The sequence below is a fragment of the Kribbella sp. NPDC049584 genome, assembly GCF_040675555.1.
Taxonomy (GTDB): Bacteria; Actinomycetota; Actinomycetes; order Propionibacteriales; family Kribbellaceae; genus Kribbella.
Map to the genome: position 1 here is coordinate 635,693 of NZ_JBFAPF010000001.1, position 26,366 is coordinate 662,058.

General features: G+C 67.2%; 29 protein-coding genes and 1 tRNA gene. 15 read left to right on the top strand and 15 right to left on the bottom strand.

Translation table 11 applies throughout. The features are described 5' to 3' along the window. Positions 1–3: 3 nt before the first annotated feature. From AB0J62_RS03150 to AB0J62_RS03165, 4 genes are all read right to left on the bottom strand, one after another. Positions 4–648, bottom strand: coding sequence for a 50S ribosomal protein L25/general stress protein Ctc (locus AB0J62_RS03150; RefSeq protein ID WP_134108103.1), 645 nt, complete (start codon positions 646–648; stop codon positions 4–6). 336 nt (positions 649–984) lie between these two features. Next, entirely contained in the window at positions 985–1,746 is a 762-nt protein-coding gene (locus AB0J62_RS03155; protein ID WP_363863824.1) for an NAD(P)-binding domain-containing protein, read from the bottom strand. A gap of 24 nt (positions 1,747–1,770) precedes the next feature. Then, on the bottom strand, positions 1,771–2,412 hold the full coding sequence (locus tag AB0J62_RS03160) for a response regulator transcription factor (protein WP_363863827.1): 642 nt from the start codon (positions 2,410–2,412) through the stop codon (positions 1,771–1,773). After that, positions 2,400–4,364 (bottom strand): histidine kinase, encoded by a 1,965-nt coding sequence (locus AB0J62_RS03165; RefSeq protein ID WP_363863830.1) that lies wholly within the window; start codon positions 4,362–4,364, stop codon positions 2,400–2,402. Before AB0J62_RS03165 ends, AB0J62_RS03160 begins: the two co-directional genes overlap by 13 nt. A gap of 136 nt (positions 4,365–4,500) precedes the next feature. Here AB0J62_RS03165 and AB0J62_RS03170 point away from each other — a divergent pair, with 136 nt between their 5' ends. Next, positions 4,501–5,166 carry a hypothetical protein gene (locus AB0J62_RS03170; protein WP_363863833.1) on the top strand — a complete coding sequence of 222 codons (666 nt, stop codon included), beginning with the start codon at positions 4,501–4,503 and terminating at the stop codon, positions 5,164–5,166. A 3-nt stretch (positions 5,167–5,169) separates the two neighbouring features. Here the strand turns inward: AB0J62_RS03170 and AB0J62_RS03175 are convergent, their stop codons facing one another. Next, positions 5,170–6,150: a ribose-phosphate diphosphokinase gene (locus AB0J62_RS03175; protein ID WP_363863836.1), complete on the bottom strand. Its 981-nt coding sequence runs from the start codon at positions 6,148–6,150 to the stop codon at positions 5,170–5,172. A gap of 26 nt (positions 6,151–6,176) precedes the next feature. Continuing rightward, entirely contained in the window at positions 6,177–7,628 is a 1,452-nt protein-coding gene (gene glmU / locus AB0J62_RS03180) for a bifunctional UDP-N-acetylglucosamine diphosphorylase/glucosamine-1-phosphate N-acetyltransferase GlmU (RefSeq protein ID WP_363863839.1), read from the bottom strand. A 211-nt stretch (positions 7,629–7,839) separates the two neighbouring features. Between glmU and AB0J62_RS03185 the strand changes: the two genes are divergently transcribed. Further along, positions 7,840–8,172 carry a VOC family protein gene (locus AB0J62_RS03185; protein ID WP_363863842.1) on the top strand — a complete coding sequence of 111 codons (333 nt, stop codon included), beginning with the start codon at positions 7,840–7,842 and terminating at the stop codon, positions 8,170–8,172. Positions 8,173–8,214: 42 nt separating this feature from the next. On the opposite strand, the gene AB0J62_RS03190 is transcribed toward AB0J62_RS03185, so the two are convergent. Next, the gene (locus AB0J62_RS03190) at positions 8,215–8,682 is read right to left on the bottom strand and encodes a hypothetical protein (RefSeq protein WP_363863845.1); all 468 of its coding nucleotides are present in this window, start codon (positions 8,680–8,682) and stop codon (positions 8,215–8,217) included. A 38-nt stretch (positions 8,683–8,720) separates the two neighbouring features. Here AB0J62_RS03190 and AB0J62_RS03195 point away from each other — a divergent pair, with 38 nt between their 5' ends. From AB0J62_RS03195 to AB0J62_RS03210, 4 genes are read left to right on the top strand one after another with little or no spacing between them, the layout of a single operon-like run. Further along, positions 8,721–9,563, top strand: coding sequence for an alpha/beta hydrolase (locus tag AB0J62_RS03195; RefSeq protein WP_363863848.1), 843 nt, complete (start codon positions 8,721–8,723; stop codon positions 9,561–9,563). A 5-nt stretch (positions 9,564–9,568) separates the two neighbouring features. Next, complete coding sequence (locus AB0J62_RS03200) at positions 9,569–9,895, top strand: hypothetical protein (RefSeq protein WP_363863851.1); 327 nt, start codon at positions 9,569–9,571, stop codon at positions 9,893–9,895. 47 nt (positions 9,896–9,942) lie between these two features. Further along, complete coding sequence (locus AB0J62_RS03205; RefSeq protein ID WP_363863854.1) at positions 9,943–10,392, top strand: NUDIX domain-containing protein; 450 nt, start codon at positions 9,943–9,945, stop codon at positions 10,390–10,392. Beyond that, positions 10,382–10,906, top strand: a complete 525-nt coding sequence (locus tag AB0J62_RS03210; RefSeq protein WP_363863857.1) for a DinB family protein — start codon at positions 10,382–10,384, stop codon at positions 10,904–10,906. Before AB0J62_RS03205 ends, AB0J62_RS03210 begins: the two co-directional genes overlap by 11 nt. Here AB0J62_RS03210 and AB0J62_RS03215 read toward each other — a convergent pair. The 4 genes from AB0J62_RS03215 to AB0J62_RS03230 all read right to left on the bottom strand — a co-directional run bounded on the left by AB0J62_RS03215 (position 10,897) and on the right by AB0J62_RS03230 (position 14,133). Continuing rightward, on the bottom strand, positions 10,897–11,337 hold the full coding sequence (locus AB0J62_RS03215) for an AAA family ATPase (RefSeq protein WP_363863859.1): 441 nt from the start codon (positions 11,335–11,337) through the stop codon (positions 10,897–10,899). The two genes, AB0J62_RS03210 and AB0J62_RS03215, sit on opposite strands and share 10 nt — an antisense overlap. 72 nt (positions 11,338–11,409) lie before the next feature. Beyond that, positions 11,410–12,198: a hypothetical protein gene (locus AB0J62_RS03220; RefSeq protein ID WP_363863862.1), complete on the bottom strand. Its 789-nt coding sequence runs from the start codon at positions 12,196–12,198 to the stop codon at positions 11,410–11,412. 254 nt (positions 12,199–12,452) lie between these two features. Then, on the bottom strand, positions 12,453–13,631 hold the full coding sequence (locus tag AB0J62_RS03225) for a sialidase family protein (RefSeq protein WP_363863865.1): 1,179 nt from the start codon (positions 13,629–13,631) through the stop codon (positions 12,453–12,455). Continuing rightward, a complete protein-coding gene (locus tag AB0J62_RS03230; RefSeq protein WP_363863868.1) occupies positions 13,624–14,133 on the bottom strand; it encodes an RNA polymerase sigma factor in 510 nt (169 codons plus the stop codon). Before AB0J62_RS03230 ends, AB0J62_RS03225 begins: the two co-directional genes overlap by 8 nt. Before the next feature lie 231 nt (positions 14,134–14,364). On the opposite strand from AB0J62_RS03230, the gene AB0J62_RS03235 reads away from it, so the two are divergent. Further along, positions 14,365–14,676, top strand: a complete 312-nt coding sequence (locus tag AB0J62_RS03235) for a hypothetical protein (protein ID WP_363863871.1) — start codon at positions 14,365–14,367, stop codon at positions 14,674–14,676. An 88-nt stretch (positions 14,677–14,764) separates the two neighbouring features. Further along, on the top strand, positions 14,765–15,229 hold the full coding sequence (locus AB0J62_RS03240) for a HEAT repeat domain-containing protein (protein WP_363863877.1): 465 nt from the start codon (positions 14,765–14,767) through the stop codon (positions 15,227–15,229). A gap of 31 nt (positions 15,230–15,260) precedes the next feature. On the opposite strand, the gene AB0J62_RS03245 is transcribed toward AB0J62_RS03240, so the two are convergent. Next, complete coding sequence (locus tag AB0J62_RS03245; protein ID WP_363863879.1) at positions 15,261–15,698, bottom strand: hypothetical protein; 438 nt, start codon at positions 15,696–15,698, stop codon at positions 15,261–15,263. Positions 15,699–15,935: 237 nt separating this feature from the next. On the opposite strand from AB0J62_RS03245, the gene AB0J62_RS03250 reads away from it, so the two are divergent. Continuing rightward, positions 15,936–16,886, top strand: coding sequence for a DUF6615 family protein (locus AB0J62_RS03250; protein ID WP_363863881.1), 951 nt, complete (start codon positions 15,936–15,938; stop codon positions 16,884–16,886). A 155-nt stretch (positions 16,887–17,041) separates the two neighbouring features. Here AB0J62_RS03250 and AB0J62_RS03255 read toward each other — a convergent pair whose 3' ends face one another. Next, the gene (locus tag AB0J62_RS03255) at positions 17,042–18,172 is read right to left on the bottom strand and encodes a DUF3644 domain-containing protein (protein ID WP_363863883.1); all 1,131 of its coding nucleotides are present in this window, start codon (positions 18,170–18,172) and stop codon (positions 17,042–17,044) included. Between the two features lie 580 nt (positions 18,173–18,752). Beyond that, a tRNA-Gln gene (locus AB0J62_RS03260) sits at positions 18,753–18,824 on the bottom strand. 123 nt (positions 18,825–18,947) lie between these two features. Here AB0J62_RS03260 and AB0J62_RS03265 point away from each other — a divergent pair. The 6 genes from AB0J62_RS03265 to AB0J62_RS03290 all read left to right on the top strand — a co-directional run bounded on the left by AB0J62_RS03265 (position 18,948) and on the right by AB0J62_RS03290 (position 25,899). Beyond that, positions 18,948–19,943, top strand: a complete 996-nt coding sequence (locus AB0J62_RS03265; RefSeq protein ID WP_363863885.1) for an acyl-CoA desaturase — start codon at positions 18,948–18,950, stop codon at positions 19,941–19,943. Between the two features lie 53 nt (positions 19,944–19,996). Then, on the top strand, positions 19,997–20,638 hold the full coding sequence (locus AB0J62_RS03270) for a TetR/AcrR family transcriptional regulator (RefSeq protein WP_134108052.1): 642 nt from the start codon (positions 19,997–19,999) through the stop codon (positions 20,636–20,638). A gap of 74 nt (positions 20,639–20,712) precedes the next feature. Further along, positions 20,713–21,891 (top strand): sensor histidine kinase, encoded by a 1,179-nt coding sequence (locus tag AB0J62_RS03275; protein ID WP_363863888.1) that lies wholly within the window; start codon positions 20,713–20,715, stop codon positions 21,889–21,891. Further along, positions 21,891–22,556, top strand: a complete 666-nt coding sequence (locus AB0J62_RS03280; RefSeq protein WP_363863890.1) for a response regulator transcription factor — start codon at positions 21,891–21,893, stop codon at positions 22,554–22,556. The genes AB0J62_RS03275 and AB0J62_RS03280 overlap by 1 nt, the downstream gene beginning before the upstream one ends. 99 nt (positions 22,557–22,655) lie before the next feature. After that, the gene (locus tag AB0J62_RS03285; protein ID WP_363863892.1) at positions 22,656–23,435 is read left to right on the top strand and encodes an ABC transporter ATP-binding protein; all 780 of its coding nucleotides are present in this window, start codon (positions 22,656–22,658) and stop codon (positions 23,433–23,435) included. 1 nt (position 23,436) lies between these two features. Next, positions 23,437–25,899 (top strand): FtsX-like permease family protein, encoded by a 2,463-nt coding sequence (locus AB0J62_RS03290; protein WP_363863894.1) that lies wholly within the window; start codon positions 23,437–23,439, stop codon positions 25,897–25,899. Positions 25,900–26,006: 107 nt separating this feature from the next. Here the strand turns inward: AB0J62_RS03290 and AB0J62_RS03295 are convergent, their stop codons facing one another. Continuing rightward, positions 26,007–26,366, bottom strand: a complete 360-nt coding sequence (locus AB0J62_RS03295) for a VOC family protein (protein ID WP_363863896.1) — start codon at positions 26,364–26,366, stop codon at positions 26,007–26,009.

Below are 26,366 nucleotides of genomic sequence, written 5' to 3' on the forward strand. Positions count from 1 at the left end.
AGACTACTCGGCCGCGGCGGCCACCGGCTCCTCGGCAGCGGTCGGCTCGTCGCGCTGCACGCCGGCCTCGGCCTCGGCCTCGGCCATCTCGGCGTCGACCTGCTCGGCGGTCGGCTGGGCGGTGACGTTCACGACCAGGGTGTCCGGCTCGATGGCCAGCGTGGTGCCGGTCGGGAGCTTCAGGTCGGAGGCGTGGATCTGGGCGCCGATCTCCAGGCCCTCGATCGACACGGTGACACCGTCGGGGATGTGCGTCGCCTCGGCCTCGACCAGGATGCTCGGCGCCTCCAGGACGACCAGCGCGTCGCTGACGGCCTCGCCCTCGAGGTGGACGGCGATGTCGACCTGGACCTTCTCACCGCGGCGCACGATGACCAGGTCGACGTGCTCGATGAAGCCCTTCAGCGGGTCGCGCTGGACCTGCTTCGGCAGCGCGAGGTGGGACTCTCCGCCCTCGACCTCGATCATCAGCAGGGCGTTGGCGGTCTTCAGGGCCAGCATGGTGTCGTGACCGGGCAGCGTGATGTGCACCGGGTCACTGCCGTGGCCGTAGAGGACGGCGGGAACCTTGTTGTCCCGGCGGATTCGGCGGGCAGCCCCCTTGCCGAACTCCGTACGCGATTCGGCTTGGATCTTGACCTCGGCCACGAGATGAACTCCTAAAAGCGTTGCGGTGATCAGTTGTCTGTATGGAACTCGGCTGCGGCCTCAGCGGGCGCCTGCTGACCCCGGAGAAGGCGTCAGGCAACGAACCACCGCGTCGATCACGGAGCCGCGCCCTGCACTTCTCGGGGGGCGTCCCTCGCCGAGGCAACCAAAACAGTCTACCCACCACTCCGCCCAGACGGGAAATCGTCCTACCGTGGCACTTTGCTCCCCACGCGCCGTGGGTTCCCGTGACCCGTTTCCGGCCGCACATCGGAACGTTTGCGGGCGACGTACCTGGTCGCCATATGTGCGCCATTGACTACGGGCGGCCGGTGTTCAGGTGAGTTTGGTCCAGACCTGGCGGAGGGCGCGGGCTGCGTCGCCTTCGAGGCCGGCGTTGTCCAGGGTTTCGGCGAGTTCGTCGAATTCGGGGCCCCAGCGCCACGCGACGCTGCGGAGCTGCTCCGGGAGCGCCGGGTCCTTCAGCGAACCTCCGTCGGCGCGGGTCTGCTGAGCGACGAGTGCCTCGGTCACGCCGTGCTTCTCGGCGAGCTGGAACGCCAGTACTGCCAGCGCCGCCTTGCCCTTGTTGTAGAGCGCGTACGACGACTTCGCCGCGCTGGCCGCACCCGGCTCCGTGCCGACCACCATCGGGGTGACCGCGGTCCCGTCCCACAACGCGGCGACCTCGCCGGCCGCAGCACCGGACAGCATCAGGTGGGTCGGGCTCGGTCCCCCGGTCGGCGGCGGCCCGACCACGCCGGCGTCGACGAAGGTCGCATCGGGTACGGCGGACTGGGCCTCGCGGAGCGACGTCGGCGACAGCGGATTCGCCTCGACGTACAGACCGCTGAATCCCTGACTGCCGACCTGCTTGGCAACGTCCACGGCACCCTGCGGTGCGCACGAACACAGGACGACCTCGGCACGTTCAATGGCCTGGGCGAACGGCGTACTGATCAGACCGGCTTCCTCGGCCCGCGCCCTGGACGCCTCGCTGCGACCCTCCGGGACCCAGTGCACCTCATGGCCCGCAGCGACCAACTGTCCGGCCAGCTTCGATCCCATCGCACCGGGATGGAACACAGCGATCCGCATGGCGGCATCCTTCGGGGAGAGCGGTCAGTGGTCCCCAAGATAGGCCAGTACGGCGAGCACGCGGCGGTGCTGCTCGTCGTTGGTAAGCAGCCCGAGCTTGGCGAGGATGCTGCCGACGTGGGTCTCCACGGTCCGTTCGGTCAGGAACAGCCGCCGGCTGATACCGACGTTCGTGCAGCCTTCGGCCATCAGGGTGAGCACCTCACGCTCGCGCGGCGTCAACGGCGCGAGGCGGTCGTCGGCGCGCTGTCGCCCGATCAACCGGGCGACCACCTCGGGGTCGAGCGCGGATCCGCCGGCGGCGACCCGGTCGAGCGCGTCGAGGAACTGGTCTACGGCGAGAACGCGGTCCTTCAGCAGGTACCCGAACCGGCCGGTCGCGACGAGCTCGACGGAGTGCCGCGTCTCGACGTGCTGGGACAGCAGCACGATGCCGAGCTCGGGGTTCTGCATCCGCAGCCGGCGGGCGGCCCGGGCGCCGTCATCGGTGTGGTCCGGCGGCATCCGGATGTCGATCAGCGCCAGATCCGGCGCGGTCTGAGCGACCGTCGTCATCAGGCTCGGCGCGTCGACGGCCAGTCCGGCGATCTCGTGCCCGGCATCAGCCAGCAACCGCGCAAGCCCTTCGCGGAACAACGCCGAATCCTCCCCGATCACGATCCGCACGGAAGCACCACTTCCACCGTCGTACCGCGGCCGGCCGGGCTGCGGAGCTCCAGCGAACCACCCACCGCGGCGACCCGATCGAGCAACCCACTCAGACCCGAGCCGGGCCGGGGTGACGCTCCCCCACACCCGTCGTCCTCGATCCGCACCGTCACCTCGTCGCCCGCCCGCGCCACCCGGACCGCGATCGCAGTCGCGTTCGCGTACTTCGCCGCGTTCGTGACGGCCTCGGCCGCGACGAAGTACGCCGTCGTCGCCAACTCCTCCGGCAGATCGGACGGGATCTGCAGCCGGACCGGAATCGGCAACGACTGCGTGATCGCACTCAGCGCAGCGTGCAGTCCGTCGTCCAGGCTGGTCGGACGCAAACCGTGCGCGATCTGCCGCAGCTCGGCGACGGCCGTCGCCAGCTCCGCGACCCCCTGGTCGAGCAGCCCGTCGACGTCGACCGTGCCGTCGTCCAGGTGCCGCTGCGCCAACCGCATCGCCATACCGAGCGATACCAGCCGTTGCTGGGCTCCGTCATGCAGATCCCGCTCCAGCCGCCGCCGTTCGGCATCACCCGCCTGGACGAGCCGCGTCCGGCTCGCCTCGACTTCACGCAGCGCCCTGGCCAGCTCTGCGCGCAACCGCGTCACCTCGACCAGACTGGCTGCCCCAGCCGCCACAGCCTTCAGTACTGCGGGATTCAGCACGTCAGACGCCAATACGCCGATCTGCGCACCACCCAGCATCACCGGCACGAGCTGGGGTCCGCGGACCGGCGTACCAGCGGCGTCTACGAAGCCGGACGCTCCTGGGACGAGCAGACCGACTCGGAGGCCCGGATCGCGGAGCGCGGCGCGCAGAGCGGTCTCCAGCTCCTCCGGCTGCGCCTGCTCGGTGTGGATCCGCCGCTGCAGATCTTCGATCGCCAGCAGGGCCGCACGACGTGGCGGGTAGAGCCGCCGGTCGACCCAGCGCTGCAGCCGGGAACGCAGTGGAGACAGGAGCAGCGCGCACACGGCAGTGGCCGCAGCAGCTACGACTGCCGAGTCGCTGATCACCAGCCCGAGCGCGACGGCTGCAACGGCGTACGTCGTCAGCAGGGCGACTGTGACGATGCCGTAGGTGACGGTGTCGGCCAGCACGCGGTCGACGTCGTACAACTCGTGCCGCAGCATCGCGATAGCCACCGACACCGGGAGGCTCACCAACGCGATCACGCCGAAGACAGTGGCGACGACGCCCGTGTGGCCGGTGATGATCAGCTCGGCCCCGCAGACGAACGGATAGAGCACAGCAGCCAGACCGGCCAACGACAGCCACTTGACCTGCGCACGCATCCTGCTGTCGGCTCGCCGGTACCGCAGGACCACGGAGACTGCGACCGCGACCAGAGCAACGAGCAGCGCACCGAAAGTGGCTCCGCTGAGGATCTTGAGCGGCAACGGCATCGGGGCATACGGCCTGGGCAGATCTTGGAGAGGCTCGAGGAACGGCGTCGAGTTGAAGGCACCGAAGACCTGCTGTGCAGCGCCGAGCAGCACCAGCAGCGGCGGGAGCACTCGCCAGCGCCGACCGGGTAGCCGGCCGTCCGGCAAGTACAGCAGCAACAGTCCGACCGCGACGAACAACCACCAGCCGCTCTCGTCGAACCACGCGACCACCCGGCTGTCCAGCGGCAGTCTGCCTGGATCACCCACCACAGCGCTGAAGTAGACGTCCCGCGAAGCCAGGAAGACCGCTGTCGCACCAACCCAGGTGAGAAGCGCCCCGACAGCATTACGCGGGACCCGCACGCTGATCACGAGTCCGAGGACCGCAGTCGCCGTCGCGACACCGCCCAGGCCGACGTAATTCCGCAGCGTGTGCGGACCGGTGCGGTAGACGATCAGGAGCCAACTGCTCCCCACGACCATCGCCAGGACGAGCAGGGAGAGACCGAGCGCGACCCACCGCGGCCACCGCATGTCGTCAGGGTAAGGCCGCGATCCGCCTCCACGGCTCCGAGCCAGCACGGAGATCTGCCTCCGTGGCCGCTCCGATGTGCCCACGGGGTGTTGACCGGTTCTCTGAACTGTCAGAACTCATCAAGGGGGTCCACACATGTCCACGGAAACCAGCAGGCAGTCCGCCGTACCGACTGTCGATCCGATCACCCGCCGGCGCATCGGGATCGCCGGCCTGGTCCTCGCGACCACCGCCGTCCTCGCCCTGCCAGGCGGGGTCCTCTGGCCGGAGCCCTCCGGCGGCGGCGATACCTACGCGTACGGCGACATCCAGCCACTCCGTGACCGCTGGTGGGGACTGCTCGTCTTCCTCAGCGCAAACCTGGTGCTGAACGTCCTGGCCCAGGCACTGCTGATCGTGTACCTCGTCCGCCGCCGCGGCGCCGCCTGGGCGACGGTCGGCGGCCTCATCATGTGGATCGGTACGGCGCTGTACGCCGTCGGCGTGGGCGGATGGGCAGCGGCGTACTACTTCGCAACCGCTCCCGGCGTGGATCCGTCGGCGATGGACCGCATCGGCGACGACACCCTGCATCTGCTGGGCCCGCTGATGATCGGGTCGCTGCTGGTCGCACTCGGCACGGTCGTCCAGGCGGTCGGGCTGTTCCGGTCCCACGCCGTACCGCGGTGGATCCCGGTGCTGTGGCTGACGATCGTGCTGACCTTCGTGATCCCCGGCAACGGCTGGGTCGGCCTGCTCACCGCCGTACCGATGTGTGCGGCGTCCATCGGTACGGCGTACTACGCCTGGCGGAAGGCCTGAGTTTCAGGCGCGGCCCTCGAACAGGCTGGTGACCGAGCCGTCCTCGAAGACCTCGCGGATGGCTCGGCTGATCAGCGGGGCGATCGACAGCTCGGTGAGCTTGTCGAAGCGGCGGTCCTCCGCGATCGGGAGCGTGTTCGTGACGATGACCTCGCTGGCCTGGCAGTTCTTCAGCCGGTCCACCGCGGGGCCGGACAGGATCGCGTGGGTCGCGGCGATCACCACGCCGGCGGCGCCCTCGGCGTACAGGGCGTCGGCGGCCTTGGTGATCGTGCCGGCGGTGTCGATCATGTCGTCGACCAGGATGCAGACCCGGCCCTTGACCTCGCCGACGACCCGGTTGGCGACCGTCTCGTTCGGGCGGTCGATGTCGCGGGTCTTGTGGATGAACGCCAGCGGCGCCCCGCCGAGCCGGGCCGACCACTGCTCGGCCACCTTGATCCGGCCGGCGTCCGGCGAGACCACGGCCAGCTGCTGGTCGCCGTACTTCTCCCCGACATAGTCACTCAGGATCGGCAGCGCCATCAGGTGGTCCACCGGGCCGTCGAAGAAGCCCTGGATCTGCGAGGTGTGCAGGTCGACGCAGATCAGCCGGTTCGCGCCCGCGGTCTTGAACAGGTCGGCCATCAGCCGGGCCGAGATCGGTTCGCGGCCGCGGTGCTTCTTGTCCTGCCGCGCATAGCCGTAGAACGGGAGTACGACGGTGATCCGCTTGGCCGACGCCCGCTTCAGCGCGTCGACCATGATCAGCTGCTCCATGATCCACTCGTTGATCGGCGAGGTGTGGCTCTGGATCACGAACGCGTCGCTGCCCCGGACCGACTCCTCGAACCGGACGTAGATCTCGCCGTTGGCGAAGTCGTACGCCTGCGTCGGAACCAGGCCGCTGCCGAGCTCCTCGGCGACTTGCGCGGCCAGCGCGGGATGCGCCCGGCCGGAGAAGACCATCAGGTTCTTCTCGGTGGTTCGTTTCATCCCGCTCATCGCCGCGCCTCCCGTTGTTCTGCTGTTCAGGACTGCTCGTCGCCGGCCTGTTCGGCCAGCGCCGCTTCGGCCGCCTGAGCGGTCTTGGTGCCGGCCCGCTTCCGCGCGACCCAGCCCTTGATGTTGCGCTGCCGCCCGCGTGCGACCGCGATCTCGCCCGGGCCGACGTCCTCGGTCAGCGCCGTGCCGGCCGCCAGGTAGGCGCCGTCAGCGATCGTCCGCGGGGCGACGATGACCGAGTTGCTGCCGATGAACGAGTGCTTGCCGACGTGGGTCGGGTGCTTCGCGACGCCGTCGTAGTTCGCGAAGATCGTGCCGGCGCCGATGTTCGCGCCGTCGCCGATCGTCGCGTCCCCGGCGTACGTCAGGTGCGGGACCTTGGCGCCGTCGCCGATGGTGGAGTTCTTGGTCTCGACGAACGTGCCGATCTTGCCCTTCACGCCGAGCTTGGTGTTCGGCCGCAGGTACGCGAACGGGCCGACCGACGCGCCGTCGCCGATCACCGACAGCGAGCCGTGGGTGCGGATGATCGTGGCGTTCGCGCCGATCTCCATATCCGTCAGCGTGGTGTCCGGGCCGATCGTCGTACCGCTGCCGACCGTGGTGGCGCCGTGCAGCTGGATGTTCGGCAGCAGGGTGACGTCGGGGGCCAGCTCGACGGTCGAGTCGATCCAGGTGGTGTTCGGGTCGACGATCGTGACGCCCTCGACCATGTGCTTGAGCAGCGTCCGGCGGTTCAGCTCCGCGCCGAGCGTGGCCAGCTGGACGCGGTTGTTGACGCCCTCGGTCTGCATCGCGTCGTCGGTGACGTGCGCGCCGACGCGCTTGCCGTCGTTCCGGGCGATCGAGATGACGTCGGTCAGGTACAGCTCGCCCTGGGCGTTGTCCGTGGTCAGTCGGCTGAGGCCGTCACGGAGTGTGATCGCGTCGAAGACGTAGATGCCGGCGTTGATCACGCGGATCTCGCGCTGCTCGGCGGTGGCATCCTTGTGCTCGACGATCGCGTCCACCGCGCCGTCCTCGCCCTGGACGATCCGCCCGTACCCGGTCGGGTCCGGCACCTCCGCGGTCAGCACGGTGACCGCGTTCCCCTGCTTGTCGTGGTCGGCGATCAGGTCGTGCAGCGTCTCCGCCTCGAGCAGCGGGACGTCACCCGACGTGACGATCACGGAACCATCGAAGTCGGCCGGTACGGCGGTCAGCCCGGCGCGGACCGCGTCGCCGGTGCCGAGCTGCTGCTCCTGGACGGCCGTCCGTACGTCGGGGTCGACACCCTTCAGGTGTGCCTCGACCAGTTCGCGGCCGCTGCCGACCACGACGACCAGGTGTTCGGGGGCGAGTGCCCGGGCGGTGACGACGGCGTGCCCGACGAGGCTGCGCCCGCCGATCTCGTGCAGCACCTTCGGCGTCGCCGATTTCATCCGGGTTCCGAGCCCGGCGGCCATGATCACGACCGCCGCGGGGCGATGGGAAGTCACGCGGTCTTCTCCTCGAGTTCCCTGCGAGTTTCTTTCAACAAGTATCAGCATGGGCACCCGATGCAGTGCCCGCGCAAGCCTACTTGCTCTCCGGCACCCCCCACACCCGGCCTCGACGAGACCGATCTCACCCTCCGTCGTCCCCGGGACGCTCAGTGACCGATCAGGGGCTGTAGGCGGCCGTACACCCCAGAATCTGCCACTCTGGAGCATGGCCCTCACCATCGGAGCAATCATCCTGAACGTCCCGAAAACCGGCCCCGCGGCCGAGTTCTGGAGTCAGGCTCTCGGTTTCACCACCGATGGCAACCCCGACTTCCTCATCCCGCCCCCGTCGACCCCGCCGACCCGCCTCCACTTCGACGAGACCGACCGCACCCATCTGGACCTGTGGTTCGACCACGAATCCTCAACCCTGGAAGCCGAAGTGGACCGCCTCATCTCCCTCGGCGCCGAACGAGTAGAAGACTGGCCCTACCCGCCGAACCCCGACTTCGTCGTCCTCAAGTCCCCCGACGGCACGATCTTCTGCATCATCGATTGACCAGCTTCGCGCCCGCTCCTGTCCGACAGCGGCATACACACCTCAGGTGAAGGATTGTTCGGCGAAGCTCAGGCCGCCGCGTTCGGGTTGGGTCAGGTATTGGGCTGCGGCGCTGTGGATAGGGGGTTTGCGGAGGTACTGCGTGTACGCCGGCGCGCGCAGGCGGAGGTCGAAGTTCTGGCCTTCGACGTGCCACAACGGATCCGGCTTGTCGTCGGGTGAGTCGAGTCGATGAAGGTCGGCGATCTCGAGGAGGTCGTTCGTCGGGTCGAGCTGGCCGGTGACGTCCCACGCCTCGTCGAACACCAGCGTCGCGGGCGTGATCCAGAAGCTGAAACGGCCCGCCTTCGGCTTCACCCATTCCACGATGTAGTCGAGATCAAGCAGCACCCTGATCCACGGGAAGCCATCCTCGGCTACACCGATGCTGACGGCGTGGACGCGGCAGTCGTGCCAGCCCATGACCTCGAAGTCGGCCTCCGTCCACGTCGCCTTCTCCAGCTCCCGCATCGGCCAAGTATGTCGGAGGGGACTGCCATCCTCGGCGCATGCGTGATTCGTTGGTGGATGTCGGCGACGTGACGCTGTTCGTGCGCGAGCTCGGGCAGCGGAGCGAGAAACCTTCACTGGTGGTGATGCACGGCGGGCCGGACGTCGGCCACGGGTACCTCCTGCCCGGCTTCGAGCCGCTGGCCCGCGATCACCACGTCGTACTGTTCGACTTCCGCGGTTGCGGGCGGAGCAGCCGCGGCCTGTCCGATGACGAGCTGCAACCGGAGTACGTCGTACGCGACACCCATCGCCTGATCGAGCAACTCAATCTCGGACAGGTCGATCTGCTCGGTTTCTCCACGGGCGGTCGCGCCGCGATTGGCTTCGTGGACAAGCATCCCGACCAGGTACGCCGGTTGGTGCTCGCCTCCACATCGGCGTACCCATCCGCGGACAACGCCCCATATCTAGCGGACTGGGCCGAATACCACCGCCGTCAACGCATCGAGGACGAAGCTCATGGGGCCTTGCGCAACGCCACGATCTTCGTCTGGGACCTGGACCTCGCACCGGCGTACCTCGAACTCCTCAACTCCCTCGGCACCGACGAAGGCGACTGGTCTCTCGAACGCGCGATCAAAGGCCTGACACACCCGTGGTTCCACGGCGATCCCGAACACATCCTCCGCACCTTCAACAAACCCATCCTCATCCTCCACGGCGAGCAAGACATGGGCTTCCCCGTCCAACTAGCCCACCGCCTCCACACCGCCGTCCCCAGCAACCTCATCGTCATCCCCAACACAGCCCACATGTCCCACTTCGAAAACCCCGAGCTCTGGTCGAACCACATCCGCGAATTCTTGGATGCGCCCAGCCCGGACAGCCCGACATACTGACTGCCATGACGGTCTCGGAGGTGCAGGGCTGGATCTGGCCCCCGAACGTCCGCACGGCCCTCGAACACATCTCCGCGTTGGTCGGCTACTCCTTCGACGACTGGGACTGGACGGCCGTAGAGACAGCCCTCCCCCACACCAGCTGGGATCCCCCGGAGCGGTGGTACGACTACCCGATCGTCGGCACCCAAACTCTCACCGTCCACCTGGCCAACGACGATTTCGCCCATCCGGTCGCCATCCGGGTCCACGGGGAGCTCGACGAAGTCCTCGCCGCCAGAATCGACACCATCATCCGCCTGCTCTCCGACGTCATCGTCGCCGAGAGCTGACCGAATCATCGCGGTGGTGCTTGGAAGATGGGGATCAAGTAGGGGTCATGCCGAGGCTAGCGGTGAAGCTGATTCTGCTCGACGCCGACGACCGCGTACTGCTCATCCACGCCATGGATCCGAAGTCACGCGCCGAGTGCTGGTACCCGGTCGGCGGCGGCGTCGAGCCAGGCGAGTCCCTGCAAGCGGCCGCAGCACGCGAGGCGTACGAGGAGACTGGGTTGGTTGATCTTCCGGTTGGCGCGCCGATCTGGCGCCGCGATCACCGCTACGAGTTCAACGGCAAAGCCTTCGACGTACACGAAGAATGGCTACTGCACCGCGTCGAACACTTCACGCCCCAGCCAGCAAACCTCAGCGCCTACGAGACCCGCACCATCCTCGGCTTCCATTGGTGGCGCGCCCAGGACCTCCTCACCACAACAGACACCATCTTCCCACCAGAACTCGGTCACTTGCTGACCGAACTATTGGTCGAGGTGCGGCATGAAGGATGAGCTGTTGAAGGCCCTGCAGGGCAGTCGGGGTGTGATGCTTGGGAAGTTGGACGGGGTGTCGGAGTACGACCGGCGGCGGCCGCTGACTCCGAGTGGTACGAATCTGCTCGGGCTGGTGAAGCATCTGGCCGGCATGGAGTACGGGTACCTCGGGGAGGCGCTCGGTCGCCCGCCGATCGAGCGACCGTCGTGGTTCCGCGACGACCCGTCCACCGAGATCGACATGTGGGCGACGCCGGATGAGTCGAGCGAGTACGTCGTTCGCATGTACCGGCAGGCCTGTTCTCACTCGGACACCACCGTCAACGAGCTGGACCTGGACAGCCCGGCCCACGTGGCGCATTGGGCCGAGGGCGGCCGGCACACGACCCTGGGCGTCCTGCTGATCCGCATGGTCAACGAAACGGCCCAGCACGCCGGCCACGCCGACATCATCCGCGAACTGATCGACGACGATCCGCGCTGGCACGACCGCCGAAACACAGTGCAGCGGGCCGCCGACCACTACCGCTGAAGTTCTTCAATCACGTCAGCCAACTCCGCCACCGGCCTCCGCCCGTCCAACTCCACCGTCGCCCCACTCCGAAGCAGCGGCTCCACAGTCTCGACGTACGACGCAATCTCAGCCTGCTCCTCAGCAGTCCTGCCATACGGATTGTTGGTCCGCGTACTAACCCGCTCAATCAGCACCTCAACCGGCGCACTGATCAACACCACCTGCTCGAACCGATCGTAAAACCGCCCCTGATTCTCAACCGTCCCCGAAACAACAACATCCGGCTCATCGGCCAGTAGCTGATCCATCCGGCGCTCGTCCCAACGGCCGTCAGCCAGCACCCACCCGTCGTAGTCGGTGTCGACCGTCAGCCACCCCCGCCGCCCCAACTCCTCAAGCACAGTCGTCTTCCCAACCCCCGACATCCCCGTCACCAACACCCGCACCATGCGACGGGACCGTAGCAACAAACCACGCGTACGACGGACCCTCGCCTGTCAGACGGCCCCAGAGGTGGGCGATCACTCTTCCGCTGCTCGTGCAGCCGCGTCGAGGATCGCGTGCGTCGACTCGCGTGAATCATCCAGGTCGAGTACGCCGACGACGAAGGCGATCACCGTCTCCGTGAACAGACTGGCTTCGGCCGACCTGGCCTCGTTCATCTCCTCGGACTGAATGCGAGACCGGAACAGGAACCCGTCCAGCATCGCCTGCAGCGCCAGGCCTACTCGCTCGATCGTCCACCCGGGCCTGAGCTTGAGCCGGAGTGCCGCGAGCAACCTGGCGTACCCCTCGAACCAGGGTTCTCGGGTGCGGACGATGTCCTCGATGATCGCCGTCCTCAGATCCGGGTACTGATCGAGCAGAGGTCCGATGTGGTGCAGCAGGTACGAGCGCGGCCGGGCCTGCAGCGCCTCCAGCAGCCCATCGCAGAGCCCGATCACGGAGTCCGCCAGACTCGCGGCATCGGTGCTGACCGGCAGCTTCGCCACATGGAGCGCCGGGTTGGCCTCAGGCGCATCGCGGTACAGCATCGTGTGGATGATCGCCGCCTTGACGAACGTATTGCGATCGGGCCACCGGTTGCGGAAGGCCTTCTCGCTCGCTCCGCCACCGTGGCGTTCCTGCGCGAGCTCGACAACATCACTGACGCGCATCCACTCCAGCGCGGCCGGAAAATGGATGCCGCGGAGCCGATGTGGGCGTTCCCGGATAGCGTGGTCGAACATCGCGTCGATCAGCTCGGCGGCCGCGTCCAGGAAGTACCCGGCGCTGGCGTCGTCTCGTGATGCCGGTGGCCGTGGCGTCATCTCGAAGTCCTCCCCGCCAGTACATCGGGCAGAACAATCGTCACGTTACGTGGCGATCTGTAGGGAGTCAGTTGTCTGCCCCTACGCCGCATCCGATGGACGACCCGGAACAGCTCGCTTAGCGTAATTGAACTGCCGCGCGTCCGACGGCATCGCCGAGAGGGGGATCGAACGCGCGGCAGTTCATCACCAAAGTGGATTCACGATGACCACCTCGGCCGGGCTCGGCGCGAGGTTGCTGCAGTACGCGCCGGTTAGCGAGGGTCGACGTACTTCCAGGTTTTGCCGCGGTCGCTGCTGGTGATGGCGTGGTTGCCGTTGTATTGCATGCCGTAGACGAAGTCGCCTACTGCTATCAGGTTGCCCAGGTCGGTCGGCGGTGTGAACGGCTTGCCGGCGCCGGGTCGGAGGAGTTCGCGGTCCTTTCCCCCTTGGTAGAGCGCGAGGCCCGTCCCGTTGTCGAAGGCAACGGGCGACTGCAGGTACGGCGCATCCCGGGTTGCCACTGTGGTCCAGTGTTCGCCCCGGTCGGTGGACAACCGCAGCGGTACCACGTCACCGTCATCCGTCCGGGCAGGCTTCCTGCCCGGGATCGCCACGAGGGTGCGGCCGTCCGGACTCACTCCGAGGTCGCCGCCCATTCGGCCCTGGCTGATGACGGAGTGGCCCCAGGTCTTGCCGTGGTCATCGGTCCAGTAGATGTTGCCGACGCCGCTGTTCCTGGCGGCGACCACCCACCACCGTCCGGTGCTGTCGCGTTGCGGCTGGCCGGCGTTGTCGATCCCGGGAATCTTCACCTCCCGTAGAGTGCCGGTTTCCGGATTCAGCGCCCGTAGGGTGCCGGACGCCAGCAGTACGTCGTCGGCTCCGAACTCGGTCGTCGGCGGAGCCCAGTGCAGCTTCTTCTCGATCCGGCCCTGATCCGTCAGACGGACCATGACGGCCTGCGCCCAGGTCGGATCGCTCCCCTTCATGCTCGTCGGCATCGACAGTGCCAGCACCTCGTCCCCGGCCCGCACCACGGAGTAGTCGTTCTTACGCACCGGGGCGGTGGCCCGCACCCCGTCGCGGCTCAGCACCGCGGCGGACTTCCAGGTGGATCCCGGCTGCATTATCGACCACACCGCGGCCCACCGCGTCGGTGTGGCGAACGCGACGCCGAACATTGCCGCCTTCTTGTCGTGGATCACCTTTTCGGCCGCTTGGTCGACCGGGATCGACGTCTGGCCGGCTGACGGTTTCTCAGTGCCGGTCAGGTTCCCGAGCGGCAGGACGGCAGCCAGTACTGCGATCGTCACCGCCGCGGCGACACCGGCCCCGGTCAGCGCCTGCCGACGGTGCCGGCGGCGGATACCGCGGCGCTCCAGAGCCTCGAAGGGCAACGGCTGAACCGTTTCCTGCACGTCCCAGGACAGTTCTTTCAACTCAGACATGGTTAACCTCCTCGGCGTCGTCGGCGAACTCGTGGACCAGCGGGGCCAGGCGCGCCCTGCCTCGGGCAAGGCGAGCTTTCACCGTCCCTTCAGGGACGCGCAGCTGTACGGCGATCTCACGCACCGGCAGGTCGACGATGTGGTGCAGCACGATCGCCTCGCGCTGCTCGTACGGGAGCTGTCGCAGCGCCTCGACCAACGCGACCCGATCCGCGGACATCCCGGTCACCGTCGTCTCGGGAACCCCTGCACGCGACAGCAGCCCGTGGAATCGGGTCGCGCGCCGGTACCTCCGACGTACGGCGTTCAACGCGACCGCCCGCAGCCACGCCTCCGGGTTCTCGAGCTGCGCGAACCGCCGGGGCTTCTCGACCGCCCGGACGAATGCCTCCTGTACGGCGTCCTCGGCCTCGCCCAGGTTCCCGCAGATCGCGAACAGTTGCCCGACCAGGCGCCGGTAGCACCCCTCGTACAGCTCGCGCACCGTGTCGCCGTCAGCCATCACCACTCCCCAGCTCGAACCCTTTCCCCACACGAGTCCCGACAGAAGGATCCGGTTGCACGCCCAAGGCACTATGCCCGATCTTCGGAGGCATTTCGCCTAACTGGTCCTGGACGGCCTCCGCAAAACTAAACCTTCACGCGGACCACTCGGCCGGCGATCGCCCGAGCCTCACCTCGTGTGGTGCGGTACTCCGAGGCCCGCAGCGTCTGTCGCATCTACGATGCGGGCATGTCATCCGAGTCGCAGATCTTTCCTCCACGTGCGGCGATCATGCGGAAGTTCTGGCGTGCGTTCGCGGTGGCAGCTGCGACGACGGTCGGTGTGGCTGCGCTCGTTGCCTTCGCCGGAGCCGCGCAGGGTTGGCTTCGGTGGACGATTGGTTTGGCGGGTCTCGCATCCGTCGTCTTCTGTCAGCTCAGGTGGTCCGACGCCGCGGAGTACCTGGCAAAGGCGAAGGGCATCTACCACCCGATGTACGGCGTCCTCGGCCCCCTCGGCCTGCTCATGGTCGTGCTCACCAGGCCGACCCAAAAGACTTGATCGAGCGATATGCACACGTGTCCGATTCCCCGATCTGCGCGGCAGATTTCGGTTGCCAGATTGATGGGGCATCGATTCAACTGGGCGTGTGGACGAAGCGGATCCGGATGGGCCTGACGAGTTCCGCATTGGACCGATCGTCATCCCGATCATCGAAGACGGTGACCCGCGGTTCGTGGAAGATCGGTTGCTCTGGTCGTCCGCAAGGGCCACGGCGCAAGCCCTGCACACGTGGGAAGAACTGCGCCAAGGATTGAGTCACGAGGACTGGCGAGTCCGTCACGAGAGCGTCATTCGCATCTCCGCGCGCTGGCGAAACGACCCGCGAACGCTGCCCGCGATTCTCCAGATGGCCGTCGAAGACCCGATCCCCGAAGCTCGAGACTCGGCAGTCATGTGTCTGACCGACCACCCCGGCGAGGCAGTCCGCGCAACCCTGGAGCGCGCCGCACACGACCGCGACGCCGAGGTGCGCTGGTCAGCCAACTACTGCCTCGCCCAACACGGATTCGACCACGAGCCCGTCTGGCCGGACAGCGACGCCACCGAGTAGGACGCCCACCTGAAGCCTCCGGGCGAGGCACCTAGAGCCAGGACGGTTCGTACTGGGCTACGTAGGCGCGTGCGCGTTCCGTCGGATCTGCCCAGTACTGGTGTGGCTGTCGATGCACGTGCTTTTCGCAGAACTCCCGAAGGTCACTGGAGATCGTCTCCACCTCACGGACAGGGAGACCCTCGAACTCGCTGTTGACCTGCAGGAGTTCGGACTCAGCGTTCCACCCCGACGCATCGAACGCCCACGTGCCCCACCTCGCATACACATGAAGCGGATGCTCGAAGTCCCCCAAGTACATGGCCGCCAAGTCGATCCCCTGCCCGGGATAGAAATCCCTGCACACCCAGGCCAGCACATGACACGCCCCACTCGAAAAGAACGCCCGATCCGTCCGCTCCCAGGAAACCCGCTGATCCGCCCGCTCAACCGCAGTCCGCCGAAACACCCCAGAAGCCGTCACCGCCACCACCCGATGCTAGCGAAGCGGCTCCCCCTCCCCACTGTCAGGCTCCCCGCACCCGATGCTCGACCTAGACGGCTATTTCTGCCGACAGATGCGCGAGGCCTGTCCGCTCGGCGATCTGCACAGCCGCAAGACACTGATCGCGGCAGATCCGGTCGTTCGACGTGTCCCAGGGGCGGCGAAGTAAGCTTCCGCGTCTGATCGGCAGCTTTACAGCCCTGGTTCAGGGAGACTGAGCCGGTGATCAGATCGAACGGACGTGACTGGAGCATCTCGCGCGAGTTTATTGGACAGGCGCTTCGCGACAAGGCGGCCTGGGTGCATGACCGCCTGCATCTTGCAACCGCGCTCTCTGTGCCGGCCGGTGAAGAGACGATTACCGAGACACTCCTGCTTGATCTGCGGGTTGCGCTTGGCCGTCATCTCGAGATCGAACCGTTCACGAAATACCAGGAGAGCCGGACGACCGGCGCCGATTGGGAATGGTGGTTCTGCGACGGCGTCGGGCAGCGGATGTACGGGATGCGTGTCCAAGCCAAGAAGTTGAAGGTCAAGGCCGGAAAGCCGTACTACGACTTTGCCTATAAGCCACGGCTGAGCACGAAGCGCCAAGTCGACCGGCTCATCAGCGCCGCCGACCGTGATGGGGTCCCGGCGGTCTACGCCCTATACAACGGTCCGGAATTAGACCTGAGCTGTTTTGCATGGCGTTGCTGCACGGAACCCAAAGGGGCTCACGTCTTTGGCGTATCGCTTTTGTCGGGCGAGGCCGCACTTCGCCTCGCCGACTCAGGCGATATGTCGCTCGCGCAGGCTGGTTCGCTCAGTAGGCCATGGTCGTGCGCAGCGCTTTGTCCCATCGCCTTGCGCGTGGATGAAGCTTCTCCCTTCTGGCCTGGCGGTGGACCAGACTCCCTAAGTTTCTACGCAGCAGACCTCGTGACCGACCTGATCGCACAAGAAGCGGAGGCGCGGCAGGAGTCCACAAGGCAGCAGGCTCTCCGAGCCGCGCGCGGCTATCGAAGCTGGGATGAGTCACCGCCATACGTGCGAGAACTCGTACTTCGGGCGAGTGCGTCGCCCGAAGTACGTTCCGAGCGGCTCGACACAACTCGCCTCCCACGCACGCTGGGCGGCGTTGCAGTCTTCGTCGCGCCTCCTCTGTCGGAAGACAGGGAAGGCATCCAATAGCGGGTCGCCGATAGGGGCATCCGCGCGCTGATTGGGCACTCCACAGCCACTCATCACCGGGCTCGCGGCGAACCGACGAATTGCTGGCTGAGAACGGCACGACCGGTCGTCCAGGCGCGCTACGGGACACATAGGCGTCGAGCAACCGTCAACCGCTAGGACGCCTCCTGACCCTTCGCGTCGGCGCAGTCGCTCTGGGTGCACTGGGGGCGGGGCCTCGAGCGCCGGCCGGGGCCGTGCGACTTCCAAATCGCATCCATGTCCTGTCTGGCGATGGCGTCGCGCATGCGGGTCATGGCGTTGTCGGAGTAGCGCGGGTGCTTCTGCGACCCGAACTCGAAGATGTGCAGGCACTCGGAGTCCTTGTCGATGCCGAGGTGCTCACGGAGTGCAGTCGCCCGGGGTCGCGAGATTCTCAGCTTGTCGGCCAGGTCGAAGAGCGACCAGTGGAACTTCTTCTGGAGGTCCACCTCCCGGACCGCTGCGGCGTCCACGGCCTCACCGCCGTCGCCGTCACGCACTAGCCGCACTGGCAGAGCGTCCACCTGCTTAACGATCTTGACCTTGACCGTCAGTCCCTCTCCGCTGATGTCGGCGGCGAGGGAGCTCAGTTTCGGGAACACCTGCTGGCGCGTCTTGCCGGCCTTGATGCCCTTCTCGACGCGGTTCACGTCGGAGTCACTGACCTTCGTGTCCTCGGCGACGTGCGCCTCAAGCGCCAGGAGCGTACGGATCTTGGCGCGTGCCTCCCCGCGGGCTCGCCGGCCCGGTTTAAGCAGCTCGGAGATGTTGGCATACTCGCTGTCCACGAGCGCGAGAATGTCTTGAGGAGGCTCCGTCGAGACCGGAAGCACGCGGTTGGGCAGGTGGTCCGCCAGCCGCTGCTTAAAAGCGCGGAAAAGCAGCTCGTCGAACAGCGTCACCCCAGCCCGGGCGTGGAGGTAGAGCAAGCCCTCGGAGACGTCGTTGAACCAGTGTTGCTCGTCGTCCCGGAGGGCGTCGATGGCCCGAAGTGTCCCGGCCTCGTCCTGGGTCACCTTGAAGCCCGCCAGCTGACAGGACTGGTTGATCGCCGCCTCGAAGCCGATGCTGCGGCCAGACTTCTTGTCGAAGACCTTGGCTCCTCTCTGGAAGAGTGCGGCCTTGAGGAGCATCTCGAACGCGTGCTGAAGATGGAGGAGCACGACCGTGGGTCGGCCGTCGTCGTGCGGGCTGTTGAAGGCGGTCATGGCCGTGCGCATGGAAGACAGCGCCTTCCCGTGCAGCGTCTTGGCGGTGGCCCTCATGTGGACCATGGTGCGTCACGTGACCTGAATGTGCACTAACGTTTCGTGGTGTGCAGCGCGGACGTTAGCCGTCTGTGGCCGGGGCCCGCAGCCGCGCGTCCGGGACGACTGTCGGTGCCCGGAGCGACCTGCCAGCGGCCCGGAGACGTCAGACGGGACGCGGCGGCCCGAAGCAGCTTGACTCCGGACATGTCTTGCGGATCCTTTGGAGGATCACAGCCGACCTAGCTGGTGCGGATTGTTCACCGATTCCGCTGATGTGAGCCGACGACGGCCCCCCCAGAGTGCGACACGTAGGCCTCATGTGCCCGCGAAGCTGTGAACGGCATGAGCACCAGGTCGCGAACTCCCCTAACACGATGCGCCCACCGGACACCCGCTCACCGGCCCATCCAGCCCACAAACGGCGGACCAGCCCACGACGGATGCGGTCACGCGCGATAAGCGCGCAGATAGCGCGATGAGCGCGGGGTGGGTGGGAGCGGCGCGTAGCACGGCGAGGAACGAGTCGCGCGTAGCACCGCGTGGGGACGAACCCCATCCACCCCACACACCGCGGACTTGCGCAAGTACAGAAAAGCTCCCCCGCCAGGTTTCGATCCTGGTCTTCGAGATTCAAAGTCTCGCGGGCTGCCGATTACCCCACGGGGGATCGTGGTTGCCGGGACAGTTTGCCATGAGTGGGGTGGATGACACGCCCAGGGGTTCCTTACCTACGGTTCCGTAGGTTACGGTGGCGTAGGTAAGGAACCCGGACCAGAGGGATGAAACAGCTATGACCCCACCCGTTGCCACGCCGGAAGCGCCCACCCGTATCGCGCCGGTTGTCGAGGATGTGAACACCGGCACGCTCGGCGGTGAGCAGAAGAAGGCCTGGGAGCAGATCGCGCTGGCGTTGTTCATCGGCATTCCGTTCCTGGCGGTGCTGGCGGCGGTGCCGATCGCGTGGGGCGGTTTTCTCGGCTGGCGGGACGTCGTGCTCGCCGTGGTGTTCTACACGGTCGCGGGGCACGGGATCTCGATCGGTTTCCACCGGCTGTTCACGCACAAGTCGTTCAAGCCGAACCGGCCGATGAAGTACGCGCTTGCCATCGCCGGCTCGCTGGCGATCGAGGGGCCGGTGATCCGCTGGGTGGCCGATCACCGCAAGCACCACAAGTTCTCCGACCGCGACGGCGACCCGCACAGCCCGTGGAAGTACGGCAACACCCTCGGGGCGCTGACCAAGGGCTTCTACCACGCTCACGTCGGCTGGCTGTTCGACACCGAGCAGACCCCGCAGCGCCAGTACGCACCGGACCTGCTGAAGGACAAGGACATCGTGCGAGTGTCCCGCATGTTCCCGCTCCTGGTGGCGGTCTCGCTCCTCGCGCCCGCGGTCATCGGCGGCCTGTGGTCCTGGTCGATCTCCGGCGCGCTGACGGCGTTCTTCTGGGCCAGCCTGGTCCGCATCGCGCTGCTGCACCACGTCACCTGGTCGATCAACTCGATCTGCCACACGATCGGCGACCGGCCGTTCAAGAGCCGGGACAAGTCCGGCAACGTGTGGTGGCTGGCGATCCTGAGCCAGGGCGAGTCGTGGCACAACCTGCACCACTCCGACCCGACCTGCGCGCGGCACGGCGTACTGAAGGGTCAGCTGGACACGTCGGCACGCTGCATCTGGTTCTTCGAGCAGCGCGGCTGGGTCTCCGATGTCCGCTGGCCGGTCAAGGAGCGGCTGGAGGCCCGACGTGTGGACTCTTCGGCGCGTACGCTCAAGGCTGCCTGAAAACTCCCAACGGCGCTACCCGAAGTGCGGCATGATGCTGACGTGATCACGACGTGACGGAACCCAAACCGCGGCGGTCCGGCCGGATCCGGATGACCAGTGCCGAACGTCGCGAACAACTCATCACGATTGCCCGCGGCCTGTTCGCGCAGAAGGGGTACGAGGCCACCTCGGTCGAGGAGATCGCGCACCGCGCCGAGGTCTCCAAGCCGGTCGTCTACGAACACTTCGGCGGCAAGGAAGGCCTGTACGCCGTTGTCGTCGACCGCGAGGTCCGCAGCCTGCTGGACGGCGTCACCGGTGCGCTGACGGCCGGTCGCGCGCACGAGCTCGTCGAGCAGGCGGCACTCGCGCTGCTCGACTACATCGAGAAGAACGCCGACGGTTTCCGGATCCTGGTCCGCGACTCGCCGGTCGGATCGTCGACCGGTTCGTTCATCTCGATCCTGAGCGATGTCGCGACCCGGGTCGAGCACATCCTCGCCGAGGAGTTCAAGCGCCGCGGCCTGGACCCGAAGAACGCGCCGATGTACGCCCAGATGCTGGTCGGCATGGTCGCGCTCACCGGCCAGTGGTGGCTGGACGCCCGCAAACCCAAGAAGCCCGACGTCGCCGCCCACCTGGTCAACCTGGCCTGGAACGGCCTGTCCGGCCTCGAGGCCAAGCCCACGCTCTCGACCAGACCGCACAAGTAACAGCCTGAGGTCGTACGGCGAAATCCGCCCGTGGCATGACCTCGGCGCGAAATCAGCCCCGTACCCTGGCTCGCATGACGGGGATGCTGACCGCAAGGCCGCTGCCTGCCCGGAGCAAGGCGTTCGACCTGCTTCTGGCCGGCGGGCTTTGCATGACCTTCGGCTTCCTGTCGCTGGCCCAGGTGCACTGGGGCGGCATCCTCGCGTTCGGGATGCTGGTCCCGCTGATCTGGCGCCGCACCCACCCCGAGCTGACGTTCTTCGCGGTCTGCTCGGTGGCCGCCGTGCAATGGCTGTTCGGCATCGAGTTGCAGGCCGGCAACGTCGGTCTGCTCGTCGCCCTCTACGCGATCGCCGTGTACGGCGACGTGCGGCTGAGCCGGATCGCCCTCGGCATCGGCGGCCTCGGCGTGCTGATGGCGGTCTCGCGGTACTGGTCGAACTCGGACTGGAAGCAGCAGATCACCACGATGGTCGGCCTGGCCGCGGTCGTCTTCGGCGTCTGGGCGTTCGGCGACCGCCGCCGTACCCGTGGTCTGTACGTCGCTCAGCTCGAGGAGCGCGCCGCACAGCTCGAGCGGGACCGCGACCGCGAGTCGAAGCTGGCCGTGAGCAACGAACGGACCCGGATCGCCCGCGAGATCCACGACGTGGTCGCGCACGGCCTGTCGATCATGATCGTCCAGGCCGACGGCGGGCTGTATGCCGCGGACCAGTCCCCCGAGGCGGCGAAGAAGGCGCTGGCCACCATCGGCGACACCGGCCGCGCGAGCCTGACCGAGATGCGCAAGATGCTCGGCCTGCTCAAGCAGGACGAGCAGAACGAGCTCGACCCGAACCAGCCGCGCCCGCAGCCGGGCGTGTCCAGCCTGCCGGAGCTGATCGACAACGTCCGAGAGGCCGGGCTGAATGTCACGTACGACGTCACCGGCCACCCACGCGATCTGCCCGCGCTGCTGGGACTCACGGCGTACCGGATCGTGCAGGAGGGTCTGACCAACACGCTGAAACACGCCGGGCCGGGAGCGCGCACCTCCGTCTCGTTGGACTTCGGGCGCGAGATGCTGACCGTGGTGGTCACCGACGACGGCCGTGGCGCCGGCGTCGCGCCGAGCTCCGACCCTGGTCACGGCCTGGTCGGGATGCGGCAGCGCGCCTCGGTCTCGGGCGGTACGGTGAGCGCCGGACCGAAGGCGGGCGGCGGTTACGAGGTGATCGCCAAACTGCCCTACAACTTGCCGAGTGGAGAGTAATGGACGACGTGATCCGGGTGTTCCTCGTGGACGATCAGGAGCTCGTCAGAGCAGGTTTCACGATGCTCGTGGACTCCCAGCCCGATATGCGCGTGGTCGGCCAGGCGGGCGACGGCGGTGAGGCGGTCGAGAAGATCCAGGTCACCGCGTGCGACGTCGTACTGATGGATGTCCGGATGCCGCGGCTGGACGGGGTCGAGGCGACCCGCCGGCTGCAGTCGTTGCCGGACGCACCGAAAGTGATAGTGCTGACCACGTTCGACCTGGACGAGTACGCGTTCGCGGCGATCAAGGCCGGGGCGGCCGGCTTCCTGCTCAAGAACACCCCGCCGGCCGACCTGCTGTCGGCGATCCGCCAGGTGCACTCCGGCGATGCCGTGGTCTCCCCCAGTACGACGAAGCGCCTCCTCGAGCACTTCGCCGGGGCACTGCCCGATACCGAGACCGAGCGCCCCGACCTGGCGGATCTGACGGCCCGCGAGCGGGAGGTCCTGGTCGAGGTGGCCCGCGGCCTGTCGAACACCGAGATCGCCAAGCTCTTCACGTTGTCCGAGGCAACGGTCAAGACCCACATCGGCCGCATCCTGGCCAAGACCGGCCTGCGCGACCGGGTCGCCCTCGTCGTCCTGGGGTACGAAACGGGTCTGGTCCGACCCACCAAGTAATACCCAGGTAGGACCCGTAGTCCCCACTCTGGTCCGACGTAACCGGGCCGCCGGATCACTAACTTCTTGGACAACATCGGAGTTGAACCAAGGAGTGACATGAGCTTGCAGACCGGAGAGCTTGCGGCCGGGCGGTTGCCGCAGGACGGGGAACCGCGGACCGCGATCCGGGCGCACGAGCTGCGCAAGGTGTACGGACAGGGCGATACCGCGGTCGCCGCTCTGGACGGTGTCTCGGTCGACTTCGGCGTCGGCCAGTTCACCGCGATCATGGGCCCGTCCGGGTCCGGCAAGTCGACGCTGATGCACTGCCTGGCCGGCCTCGACACGCCGACCGGCGGTCAGGTCCTGCTCGGCGAGACCGAGCTGACCCAACTGCCCGACTCGGAGCTGACCAAGATCCGCCGGGACCGGGTCGGCTTCGTGTTCCAGTCGTTCAACCTGCTCCCGATGCTGACGGCCAAGGACAACATCCTGCTGCCGCTCGAGCTCGGCAACCGCAAGCCCGATCAGCAGTGGCTCGACACGCTGATCGACGTACTCGGTCTCGAGGATCGGCTCACGCACCGGCCGTCGGAGCTGTCCGGCGGTCAGCAGCAGCGGGTCGCGGTCGCGCGGGCCCTCGTCGGCCGGCCTGAGGTCGTGTTCGCCGACGAGCCGACCGGCAACCTGGACTCGCGGTCCGGCGCCGAGGTGCTCGGCTTCCTGCGTCGTTCGGTCCGCGAGTTCGGCCAGACCGTGGTGATGGTCACCCACGATCCGCTGGCCGCGTCGTACGCCGACCGCGTCGTGATGCTTGCCGACGGCAAGCTTGCGGGCGAGCTGCGGCAGCCGACCCCGGAGAGCGTCCTCGACGCCCTGCGCCAGCTGGGAGCCTGACGTGCGACGTTCCATCCTCTCCTCGCTGCGCGCCCACGTGGGCCGCCTGGTCGCCGCCTGTCTGGCGATCGTTCTCGGGGTCGGTTTCGGTTCGCTGGCGATGATCGTGCACTCGTCCGCGTCGCACGGTGTCGACGAGACGATCGGCGCGCAGTACAAGGGTGTCGACGCCGTCGTCTACCCGAACCAGGCGTCGATCTCGCCCGCCGACATCGCCAACGTGCAGAAGCTGCCGCAGGCCGCGTCGGTCGTCACGCTGACGACGGCGTACATACAGGTGTCGTACCCGGACCTCGTCCGGCCGACCACGCTCCCGATCGACGCGCTCTACGACACCACTCGCATCGCCGGGCTCGGTACCTCCTCGGGACGGTTGCCAACCACAACGAATGAGATCGCGCTGCCGGCCCGCGCCGCCGCCAAGCACAAGGTCACCGTCGGTCAGACGCTGCGGATCAGCTCGTACGAGGACAAGTCCTGGAACGTCACGGTCGTCGGGCTCCTCGACGACTCGAAGTACGTCGGTACGGCGTCCGCGGTCGCGACTCCGGCCGCGGTGAAGATGTTCGAACCGGGCGCCTTCGTCCGAGGGATCGCGATCGCCGCCAAACCCGGCGTCACGCAGCAGCAGCTGGCCGACGCCGCGGGACCCGTTGTTTCCAAGGGATTGGAGACCTTCACCGGAACGGGATTCATCGAACACGAGGTGAAGAGCTACACCAACGGCATCGACGTGCTCGGCGGTGTGTTCGGGATGTTCGCCGTGATCGCGCTGTTCGTCGCGTGTCTGGTGATCGGCAACACGTTCACGATCGTGATCGCCCAGCGCACCCGCGAGATGGCGCTGCTGCGGTGTGTCGGCGCGTCCCGGCGGCAGGTGTTCTCGTCGGTGATCGCCGAGGCGAGCGTGGTCGGCGTGATCGCGTCGACGGTCGGTGTCGTCTTCGGTGTCGCGCTCTCCGCGCTGGGCCTGGCGCTGTCCCGCGAGTTCGACTGGGGCATCCCGCCGGTGCCGCTGCACCTTGACCTGTCGTCGGTGTTCCTGCCGCTGCTGCTCGGAACCGTGGCGACCCTGATTGCCGCCGTCGTACCGGCTCGTCGGGCGACCAAGGTCGCGCCGCTCGCAGCGCTGCGTCCCGAGGCTGCTCCGGCGGCCGCGTCCAAGGCCGGCGTACTGCGTCTTATCGTGGGTTTCCTGCTCCTTCTCGGCGGTGGCCTGCTGCTGGCGTCCGGAGCGGCAACACACCAGGTCCTGGTCGGTGTCGCGGGCGGTGCGATCTCGTTCCTCGGCATCCTCGCGGTCGGTTCACTGCTCGTGCCTGCGCTGATCCGCGTCATCGGCGCGCTGCCCGCTCGGAGCGGCGGCGTACCCGCGAGGATCGCGGTAGCGAACGCGGTCCGGAATCCGAAGCGTACGGCGGCCACCACGTCCGCGCTGCTCATCGGCGTGACATTGATCAGCCTGACTTGCGTCGGGATCGCCTCGGTGCGGAAGACGTTCGACGTGTCGATGGACGGCCAGTACCCGGTCGACCTGATGGTGACGACGTACAAGGAGAAGATGCCGGCCAACGCCGAGCAGCAACTCCGCAACATCAAGGGCATCACGCAGGTCGTCCCGGTCAGCCAGGTACTGGTGAAGTCCGGCGGCCAAGAGGTCCAGGTGACGGGCATCGACCCGGCGAAGGCAGGCTCGGTCATCCACAACCCGGAGGCGGCCGCGAAGCTCAAGCCGGGTACGGCGTTGTTGGACCGGTCAACGATGATCATGCTGAAGCTCGAGAACGGATCGCCGCTGACGATCGTGTCCGGACAGCACAAGCTGACCGTCACAGCCCAGCAGGCGACCGGGCTCGATCCGATCACCGTGAGCTCGTCCGATCTCGCCAAGCTGGCGCCGACCGCGCCGCTGACCGGGTTCTGGCTGGCCTCGGACCCGAAGGCGGACGGCTCGGACGTGCTCGACGCCGTGGACCAGTCGCTCCCGACCGTGAAGGACCTCTCCGTCACGGGCGGCCTGGCCGAACGGACCAGCTACACGAAGGTCTTCGACGTACTGCTGATCGTCGGCGTCGGTCTGCTCGGGGTCTCGGTGCTGATCGCACTGGTTGGCGTGGGCAACACGCTCAGCCTGTCGGTCCTCGAGCGGACACGGGAGAACGCACTGCTCCGCGCGATGGGCCTGTCCCGCCGCCAGCTGCGCAGGATGCTCGCCGTCGAATCGTTGCTGATGGCACTGGTCGCGGCAGGCCTCGGGATTGTGCTCGGTCTGGTCTACGGCTGGACCGGGACGAGCGCGCTGATGGGCGGCCAGACCGTCGACGGCGGCGTCGAGTACGCCGTACCCGGAACCCTGCTGATCATCATCGCCGCCGTCGCCGCCGTCGCCGGCCTGCTTGCCTCGGTCCTACCCGCGCGACGGGCCGCGAAGGTCGCTCCGGCAGGTGCCCTGGCGACCGAATGAGCCAGCGGCTCGCCCGGCTTGAGGGGGCCGGGCGAGCCGCTTGCACCTCTACCTCGCTTCGCTCGGCTCCGGCGAAGCGGTGCGCGCTGTGCTTTTTGGTTCACTCGCTACGCTCGTTCACAGACAATCTCCACGCGATTCCCGTGGCCGTCGGCGGTGTGAAACCGTCGGCGGCCCGGGATCGTCTCGTTGTCCCAGGTGACCGGATAGCCGAGGTTGGCGAGCTTTGCCGCCAGTCCATCCAGGTCGTCAACAGCCAACGCCGGATGCGCCTTCTTCGCCGGAGTGAACCCCGCCTCCACTCCGACATGGATCTCTGCGTCGCCGGCCTTGAACCAGCATCCGCCACGCGGTTGGAGCAGCTCCGGCTTCTCCACCTCGGTCATCCCGAGCGCCTCGCCGTAGAACGCCCGCGCCACGTCCTCGCCGCCCGGCGGGCACGACACCTGAACATGATCGAGCCGCAT